Raw genomic sequence first — 8,093 nt, 5'->3', positions numbered from 1 at the left:
GCCCCCGCCCCGCCGGCGCCGGGCGCGGAGGACCGGGGAGGGGTCCGCCGCGCCCGGCGCCGGCGGGGCGGGGGCCGTCAGCCGACGGCGTTCTCGACGCCCTTCCTGGCGTGGCTCCACGCCGTCGCGGAGTCCGTGCCCTTGCGTTCGACCTCGCCGAGCGCGTTGGTGATCTGCTGGTTGACGTCGCCGTCGTGCACGCCGAGCACCTGCACCGGGGAGGCCTCGGCGGCGGCGCCGAAGATCTGCCCGATGGGCGCGTCGCTGAAGTACGGGTCGGTGACGTCCTTGACGGACTCGATCGCCCCGACGTTGGAGGGGAAGCTGCCCTGCTTCTTGAAGAGCTTGGCCTGCTGTTCCGCGGCCGTCAGCCACTTGACCAGCGCGAAGGCTTCCTTGGCGTGCGCGGAGCCCTTGGGGATGGCCAGGTAGGAACCGCCCCAGTTGCCCGCGGCGCCGCCCGGGAGCGGGGCGACGTCCCACTTGCCCTTGCCGGCGTCCCCGGCCTGGCCCTTGATGTAGCCCAGCATCCAGGCGGGGCAGCCGATGGTGGCGAAGGAGCCGCTGCTGAAGGCCTGGTTCCAGGCGGGGGTCCACTGGGCGAGTTTGGCGCTCAGCCCGTCCTTTGCGGCCTTCACGGACAGGTCCCAGGCCGAGGTGATGGCGGCGTTGTCGTCGTAGACCAGCTTGCCGGAGGCGTCGTAGTAACGTTCCTTCTCCTGGCCGACGATGACGGAGTAGAGGCTGCCGACGCTGTCGACCCAGGCGCTCTTGGCCCCCGCCTTCGCCTTGTACTGCTTGCCGAGCTCCAGGTAGCCGTCCCACGTGGACCACTTCTGCGCCAGCTCCGTCCGGTCGGTGGGCAGGCCGGCCTGCCGGAACAGGTCGGTGCGGTAGCAGATCGCCTCGGGGCCGACGTCGGTGCCGAGCCCCAGGGTGCGGCCGTCGGAGGTGGTGGCGGCGGCCCACTTGGCGGCGGAGAAGTCGTCCTTGAGGTCCTTGGCGCCCAGGGCGCCCAGGTCCTCGAACTTGTCGGCCTGCTGCTGGGTGACCGACGCGATGCGGCCCACCTCGATGCCCTGGACGTCGGCGAGACCGCCGCCGCCCGCGAGCCGGGTCTGCAGGGCCTTCCAGTAGTCGGCCTCGTTCTCGGTGCTGCTCTCCTTGACGGTGACGCCGGGGTGGAGCTTCTCGTACTCGTCGTACAGGCCGGCTTCCTTGTAGCCGAAGGTGCCGAACAGGTCGACGGTGATCGTGACCTTGCCGTCCTTGTCCGCGGACGTACCGGTGGAGCCGGATCCGCAGGCGGCGAGGAGCGCCCCGGCGAGCGCGACCGCCCCGAGTCGGAGGGTGGCGCGTCTGGCGGCTCGGGCGATGGGCATGGAAGCCTCCCATGGCTTCGGGACGGGTGAGAGGGCCCTTGTTCGCGGTTCTTGAGAGCGCTCTCAAGCGATGCCCAGGAGAGTGCCGCCGCACCCGGTGCTTCGTCAAGAGTCGAATGGATAAAGGCCGGTGGGGTGGCCCCGGACCCTGCGCGGCTCCACGTCCTGACGGCATCGCCGGCGTCGTGACCCTTCGCGAACCTCTCCGGGTGCCTCCGCCCGGTGGCGCGGAAACGGTCGTGGAACGGCACGGAATTGACATCTGTAGGGCTCGAATACTCGTCCTCGGCCATGTCGTGCGATGCCCGGAGGAGGGTGTCGGAGGGCTGCTAGAAATTACCCGCCGGCGTGATTGTTCGTGCATGAGTACGGCATTTCCGCGCCTCCCGTCCCTCTGTCCGCGAGCCCGCCCGCCCGTATGCCCGAATAACCGCAGCAAGGGGAGCGATGACCTCGGCACCATCGGGTTCCGTGCCCGCCCGGAATGCCGCTCACGGTCTGCTCGGCCGCGCGCTGTCCAGGTGCCGCGACGAACGGGCGACCGGGGTCCTGCGCGTGCAGGGCAGCCCCGGCGGGGCCTTCCATCTGCTCGACGGCGCGGTCGTGGCCGTGGAGAGCCCCGGGGCGCCGGGGGTGGGCACCTTGCTGGTGCGCTCCGGGCGCATCGACGCCGACGAGTGGAACGCCGCCCACGACGCAGCAGGGACGGGGCTGTGGCCGGGCGCGCCGATCGCCGCCGGCGGACGGCTGGGCACGGCCGAGTTCCAGGTGCTGCACATGATGGCCGTCCAGGACGCGGTCTTCGCCGTGCTGGCCGGACGCCTGGACAACTGCGCCTTCGACCCCGCCCCGCCGGGAGCGCCGCGCACCGTGCCGCCGCCGGGCCTGGGCAACGGGGTGGAGCCGGAGGAACTGCTGGTGGAGGCGGGGCGCCGGCTCACCGCGCTGGCCTCCCTGCCGCGATCGGTCTCGCCCGACCGCGACCGGGTCGCCGCCGTGGGGCCGCCCGCGTGGGCGGACGAGCCCCTGGCGCCGGTGCGCCGCGAGATCCTCGGCTGCGCCAACGGACGGCGCAGCCCCCGGGACATCGCGTTCCTCATCGGCCGCGGGGTCTACACGATCACCGTGGAGGTCGCCCGGATGTGCGCCGAGGGCCTCGTCGAGACCGTCCCGGCCCCGCCGGCCCACCCGTTGCCGCCGCCCGCCCCGGCGCCGCAGCTCCCCGACCCGTATCTCACGACAGCGGCGGAGCCGGCGGGCCCCGCCGTGCCGAGTCCTCCCCTCGCCCTCCCGGAGGGCGACCCGGACCCGTACCCGGGCCCCTACCCGCCGGTGCCGGAGTGGGAGCCGGGGGACGTCCCCGTCACGGCCCCCGGCGCCGAGGGGCTGCCCCGCCGTGAACCGGGCGCCAGCGGTATTCGCGAGGCGCTCGACGCGAGCCGCCCGCAATCGGGCTGGAAAGGATTTCTCCGGCCGCGAGGACGGAGCCGGACCGATTCCCCGTGACCGAAATCCGCGGGGACCAACGGAACACCGACCGAAGGGAATTCAAGGAGGTGCACGTGCATGAATCATGACGCCCTGGTCGCCGAGATGCGCGCTTTGCGGGACCAGGTGGTCGGCGTCACCGACACGGCCGTGGCGGCCGTCGACGGCCTGCTGATCGCCGCCGACACCGAGGACGCCATCGACCCCAACGGGCTCGCCGCCCTGGCCGCCGCCGGCCTCGGGCTCGCCCGGCGGATCGCCATGGCGGCCCTGCGCGGCCCGCTCCGCAGGACCGTGACCTGCAGCAGCGGCGGTTACACCGCCGTCTACGCGGTCGGCGAGACCGCGCTCCTGGTCGTCGTGGGCGACGAGGGCATGAACGTCCCCCAGCTCCACGTGGAGGCCAGGTCCGCCGTCGAGCGCATCGGCGCGATCCTGCTGGCACCCGGTCCCGGACCGGGCGCCGTGCCCGCGCCGGAGTCCGCGCACGACCCCGAGGGAGTCCTCGGATGACGACCCAAGCCCCAGTGAAGACCGCAGAAGGAGTGCTGTGAGCACCACCGGAAAACGCCCGCACGGCAACCTGTCCGACCAGGTCATGGGCCTGGTGAAGAACCTGCGCCAGGAGGTCCCCGACTGCCTCGCCGCCGGTGTGGTCGACATGTCGACCGGCATGCTGCTCTCCGTCGACACCGTCGACAGCCATCCGCCGGAGGTCCTGGACCTGCTCGCCGCGGCGACCCTCGACCTCTTCCAGGGGCGCACGGTGGTGATGATCGAGGACGTCTTCAAGGAGCGTCGCGGGGTCACCAGTGACGCGCACTACTTCCAGGAGATCCTCGTCAACAGCGACAACCTGACCCACCTGTTCATGCGCAACAACATCAACGAGGACGTCGTCGCCGTCGTCGTCTGCCGCCGCTCGGTCAACGTGGGCATGCTCTTCGCCCAGGCCCGCCGTGTGGTCAAGGAGCACAGCACGCTCTGAGCCCCGGCCGGTCAGGCGCTGGCGCGCCGCACCAGCCGGGTCGGGGTGACGAGCGAGGACAGCGGACGGCCGCCGCTGTCCTCCTCCGACCGCCGCTCCAGGCCCCGCACGAGCAGCCTGACCATCAACCGGCCCATCTCCTCGATCTCCTGACGGACCGTCGTCAGCGGGGGGTCGGCCAGCTCCGCCACCGAGACCATGTCGTCGAAGCCGACCACCGCGACGTCCTCCGGCACCCGCCGGCCCCGCTCGCGCAGCACCCGCAGCGCACCGCAGGCCATCAGGTCGGAGGCGACGAAGACGGCGTCGACGTCCGGCGCCCGGTCCAGCAGCACGGCCATGGCACGCGCCCCGCCCGCCTCGGAGAAGTCGCCCTCGACGATCAGCCGCGGGTCCGCGTCCATCAGGATGTCGTGGTAGCCGTCGAGCCGGTCCACCGACGCGGTCTGGTCCAGCGGCCCGGTGACGGTCGCGATGCGTTCCCGCCCCAGCGAGACCAGGTGGCGCACCGCCTCGCGGGCGCCGCCGCGGTTGTCCGAGTCCACGTAGAGCACGCTGCGGTCCCCCTCCGCCCCCGGCCAGCCGGGGCGCCCGCCGAAGACGGTGGGCAGCGCGATCCGGCGGATGATGCCGGGCAGCGGGTCCTCGGCGTGCAGCGAGAAGACCAGCGCGCCGTCCACGTGCCCGCCGGCCAGGTAGCGGCCCACCCGGTCGTAGTCGGCCGTGCCCTCCACCAGCAGCAGGACGAGCTGCGAGTCGTGCACCGCCAGCTCACGGCTGATGCCGAGCAACTGCTGTGCGAAGAAGGGGTCCGCGAAGACCCGGCTCTCCGGCTCCGCGACGATGACGGCGACCGCCCCGGTGCGCCGGGTGACCAGCGAGCGGGCGGCCTGGTTGGGTACGTAGCCCAGCTCCTCGACGGCCTTGCGGACCTTGTCCACCAGTGCCTCGCGCACCCCCGTCCCGCCGTTCACGACCCGGGAGACGGTGGCCCGGGAGACCCCGGCCCGTTCGGCGACGGCTTCGAGCGTCGGGCGCGCTCCGGAGATCTGGTCGGACAAGGGGTGCTCCTCTCGGGACGGGAACAGCGTAGTCCCTCCGGGAAGCGGGGAGAGAGCGCTCTCCCCGCAGCTCGCGGGCCGTTTCTGAGAGCGCTCTCTCTCGCCTGTGCCCGGCCGCCCGCCCGGCGGTCAGCGCACCGGGAAGCCGAAGGTGTGGCCCTGCTGCTTCAGCCAGGGCAGGATCTCCCGCAGCGCTTCGACGGTCTGGCCGCGGTCCCCGCCCGCGTCGTGGAACAGCAGCGTCGGCCCGTTGGAGATCTCGTTCTTGACGGTGGACACCAGCACGCCGGTGCCCGGCTGCTTGAAGTCCTCGGAGTCGACGTTCCAGCCCAGCGGGCGCATGCCGCGGGAGGCCGCGAGCTGGCGGCTGTACGGGGTGAAGGCACCGCCCGGAGCCCGGTAGTACAGCGGCCTGACGCCCCCCGAGGCCTGGGTGATCATGCGCTCGGCGTCCAGGATCTCCTTCGCCTGGTACGCGCGCGGCTTGCCGTTCATCGTCGTGTCGTGGGTGACGGAGTGGTCGCACAGCCGGTGCCCGGCGGCCACCACCGCCTTCACCAGGTCGGGGTGGGCCCGGGCCTGCGGGCCGACCATGCAGAAGGTCGCCTTCACGCCGTTGTCCTGCAGCACCTGGAGGATCTGCGGGGTCCACCGCGGGTCGGGCCCGTCGTCGATGGTGATGTTGACGCCCCGGGGGCCCTTGTCGGAGGCGTGGGCGATGTCCATGTTCACCACGGGGGCGGGCAGTTCGGCGTCCGGCACGGAGGTCTGCCCGGGTATGGGCCGGGGCTTGGCGGAGGCGGAGGGCTTCGCCGGACGTACCGCCGCCTGCGGCCCGTCGGGGGTGCCGGCCTGGGCGGTCCACACCGACGCCAGCGCGGCCACCCCCGCCACGCCCAGCGCCGCCGCCAGCACCCGGCCGTTCGTCCCGCGCATCCCGCTCCACCCCATGTCCGCCCCGCTCCTCGTGTCCGGTGTCCCGTACCTGTGTTCCGTACCTGCACACGGGAGGACGGGGGAGGGACACCGGGGGATCCGGCTGTTACGGAGCCCTGACAATTCCGCCGGAGGACGGCGACGGAGCGGCCCGAACGGCCGCCGCGCACCGCCCGCTTGCGCGCGGCCGGGCACCGGCGGGCACCGTGGGACCTACGAGGTGACGACGGCCCCCAGCCACGCCCCGGCGACCAGCAGGCAGGCGAAGAGCTCGACCAGCAGCGCCGTTCCTGCGGCCCGCATGGCCGTACGGGTGGAGGACCAGGCCGCGCCGTGGCTGCCGAGCCGCATCCGCTCGCCGCCGTAGAGGGACAGCGTGAAACCGGCCGGCGCCCCCACCACCGGCAGCAGGAAGAAGCCCGCGACGGCCCACAGCCCTGCGACGAGGAAGGCCCGCCGGGGGACCCCCGCGTCCCGCACCGACCGGGTGGGCAGCAGCAGTTGGACGGCCTGGTTGAGCAACAGCACACCGGTGGCCGCCGCCAGGACGCCCCAGGACACCGTGGTGTGCAGATGGGTCGCCCACCACAGGACCGCGGCCCAGCACATCAGCGGGCCCGGCGCGCCCGGTACGAGCACGCCCCACAGTCCGGACAGCATGACGGCACCGATCAGGCACAGCTGTCCGGTCCCCATGGGCCCAGCGTGCCCGAAGCCGGGCCCCGGCGCCCCCTGGTTTTCCGGCCTCGCCTGCGGCGCCCCAAGTCCCCGCGCCTCAGCCGGGGGTGCGCTCCACCCAGCCCCGCTCGTACGCGTGCCAGCCCAACTGCAGCCGGGTCGACACCTCGGCGAGCTCCATCAGCCGCTTCACCCGGCGCTGCACCGTCCGCAGCCCCAGTTCGAGCTGCTTGGCGACGCTGGCGTCGGTGAGCCCGGCCAGCAGCAGCGACAGGATCTGCAGGTCGACGGCGTCGGGCGCGTCCGGGGACTCCTCCCGCAGGGCGCCCCCGGTCTCCAGGCGGATCGGCAGGGCCTCGCGCCAGACGTTCTCGAAGAGCGCCATCAGCGAGTCCAGCAGCCCGCTGCCGTGGACGACCAGCGCCGCGGGGCCGCCCGCGTCCCGGGCCATGGGCACCATCGCCAGCGAACGGTCGGCCAGCACCAGCTTGGTGGGGACCCGGTCCACCACCCGCACCTGCTCCTCGCGGCCGAGCGCCGCCGTGAGTTCCGCGATGCCGTTGGGTCCGCTGATGACCTCGCGCTCGATGACCACGCGGAAGGTCACCCCGCGTTCCACGGCCCGTTCCTCGGCGGTGTTCTCCATCCCCGACACCACCATCGGGGTGCCCGTCACCAGGGCGCAGACCTCCTTCTCCGCCCCCAATTGAAGCTGGTTGAAGCGGTGCGCCACCGCGCTCGCACCGGTCACCACCTCCACCAGGTCGTGCGCCGACGGCTCCGCGGCCTCGCCCCGGTACTCCTGCGCCAGCACGGCGGCCGTGAGTTCCGCCTGTTCCAGATGGTGCCGCTGCTGGGTGAGCAGGGCGCCGAGCGCCACCGTGGGCGGGGCGGCCACCCAGCGGCCGGGCCGGGCGGAGGACTGCGCGACCAGCCCCTGCCGCTCCAGCAGGCGCAGTATCCTGGCCGCCTCGTCCTCGGGCATGCCGAGCCGGTGCGAGAGGTCGACGACCTCGGCGGCTCCCAGCCCCACGAGGGCGCGGTACGCCGCCTCCTGGGCATCGTCCAGCCCTATGGCACCGAGCACGGGCACCCCTTCCGGATCCGAGGAACGCAAGACGCGGGCATGGCGGGAATGAGCCATGGCGTAATCCCGCCGCCCGCCATCATCCCTGTTCGAACCCCTGTCCTGGCAAGGTGTCCCTACTGGATCGTCCGACGTGCGGCCCGAGGAGGGAGCCGGCCGCCCGTCGGACCATTCGCGTGTCCGAACCCTGTTTCGCCGCGGGCCCGCCGGTGGACAATAGGGGCATGAGTCAGCAGGGGGAGACGGACCGCCGCCAAGAGGACGAGTGGTGGCGGCAGTTGTACGGGCAGCCCGACCCCGCGGGCCGGGAGCCCGGCGACACGCTCGACGACCGCTACAGCTCGGCGCTCTCCGCGCTCGGCGAGGAAGCGGAGGGCGAGGAAGCGGAGGGCGAGGAGCCGGAGGGCGAGGAGCGGGACGGCGGCGGCGAGGCGCCGTGGCGGACCGTCCCGCAGGACACGGCCGCGCCGGCC

At 73.1% G+C, this 8,093-nt stretch carries 8 protein-coding genes and 1 pseudogene; 4 read left to right on the top strand and 5 right to left on the bottom strand.

All coding sequences use genetic code 11. The features are described 5' to 3' along the window. Positions 1-77: 77 nt before the first annotated feature. Positions 78-1,382, bottom strand: a complete 1,305-nt coding sequence (locus PV350_RS41720; RefSeq protein ID WP_500338619.1) for an ABC transporter substrate-binding protein — start codon at positions 1,380-1,382, stop codon at positions 78-80. A 471-nt stretch (positions 1,383-1,853) separates the two neighbouring features. Here PV350_RS41720 and PV350_RS41715 point away from each other — a divergent pair, with 471 nt between their 5' ends. The 3 genes from PV350_RS41715 to PV350_RS41705 all read left to right on the top strand — a co-directional run bounded on the left by PV350_RS41715 (position 1,854) and on the right by PV350_RS41705 (position 3,858). Then, a complete protein-coding gene (locus PV350_RS41715) occupies positions 1,854-2,888 on the top strand; it encodes a MarR family transcriptional regulator (RefSeq protein WP_500338618.1) in 1,035 nt (344 codons plus the stop codon). Between the two features lie 60 nt (positions 2,889-2,948). Beyond that, a complete protein-coding gene (locus PV350_RS41710) occupies positions 2,949-3,383 on the top strand; it encodes a roadblock/LC7 domain-containing protein (protein WP_499514681.1) in 435 nt (144 codons plus the stop codon). Between the two features lie 85 nt (positions 3,384-3,468). After that, positions 3,469-3,858: a hypothetical protein gene (locus PV350_RS41705; RefSeq protein WP_499516974.1), complete on the top strand. Its 390-nt coding sequence runs from the start codon at positions 3,469-3,471 to the stop codon at positions 3,856-3,858. A gap of 11 nt (positions 3,859-3,869) precedes the next feature. Here the strand turns inward: PV350_RS41705 and PV350_RS41700 are convergent, their stop codons facing one another. The 4 genes from PV350_RS41700 to PV350_RS41685 all read right to left on the bottom strand — a co-directional run bounded on the left by PV350_RS41700 (position 3,870) and on the right by PV350_RS41685 (position 7,620). Further along, positions 3,870-4,919 carry a LacI family DNA-binding transcriptional regulator gene (locus tag PV350_RS41700; protein WP_499514682.1) on the bottom strand — a complete coding sequence of 350 codons (1,050 nt, stop codon included), beginning with the start codon at positions 4,917-4,919 and terminating at the stop codon, positions 3,870-3,872. Between the two features lie 129 nt (positions 4,920-5,048). Continuing rightward, positions 5,049-5,870: a polysaccharide deacetylase family protein gene (locus PV350_RS41695; RefSeq protein ID WP_500338617.1), complete on the bottom strand. Its 822-nt coding sequence runs from the start codon at positions 5,868-5,870 to the stop codon at positions 5,049-5,051. 198 nt (positions 5,871-6,068) lie between these two features. Next, a complete protein-coding gene (locus PV350_RS41690) occupies positions 6,069-6,551 on the bottom strand; it encodes a DUF456 domain-containing protein (RefSeq protein ID WP_499514684.1) in 483 nt (160 codons plus the stop codon). A gap of 79 nt (positions 6,552-6,630) precedes the next feature. Further along, positions 6,631-7,620 carry a helix-turn-helix domain-containing protein gene (locus PV350_RS41685; protein ID WP_499514685.1) on the bottom strand — a complete coding sequence of 330 codons (990 nt, stop codon included), beginning with the start codon at positions 7,618-7,620 and terminating at the stop codon, positions 6,631-6,633. A gap of 224 nt (positions 7,621-7,844) precedes the next feature. On the opposite strand from PV350_RS41685, the pseudogene PV350_RS41680 reads away from it, so the two are divergent. Beyond that, positions 7,845-8,093, top strand: a pseudogene (locus PV350_RS41680) (hypothetical protein); the annotation flags it as partial.

Origin of the sequence: Streptomyces sp. PA03-6a, from assembly GCF_033792765.1 — a bacterium.
Lineage (GTDB): Bacteria > Actinomycetota > Actinomycetes > Streptomycetales > Streptomycetaceae > Actinacidiphila.
This window is presented reverse-complemented; position numbering and strand designations above follow the sequence as displayed.

Coding starts and splice junctions, on each gene's coding strand:
- PV350_RS41720 (WP_500338619.1), bottom strand. CDS start 1,382: ATGCCCATCGCCCGAGCCGCCAGACGCGCCACCCTCCGACTCGGGGCG.
- PV350_RS41710 (WP_499514681.1), top strand. CDS start 2,949: ATGAATCATGACGCCCTGGTCGCCGAGATGCGCGCTTTGCGGGACCAG.
- PV350_RS41705 (WP_499516974.1), top strand. CDS start 3,469: ATGGGCCTGGTGAAGAACCTGCGCCAGGAGGTCCCCGACTGCCTCGCC.
- PV350_RS41695 (WP_500338617.1), bottom strand. CDS start 5,870: ATGGGGTGGAGCGGGATGCGCGGGACGAACGGCCGGGTGCTGGCGGCG.
- PV350_RS41690 (WP_499514684.1), bottom strand. CDS start 6,551: ATGGGGACCGGACAGCTGTGCCTGATCGGTGCCGTCATGCTGTCCGGA.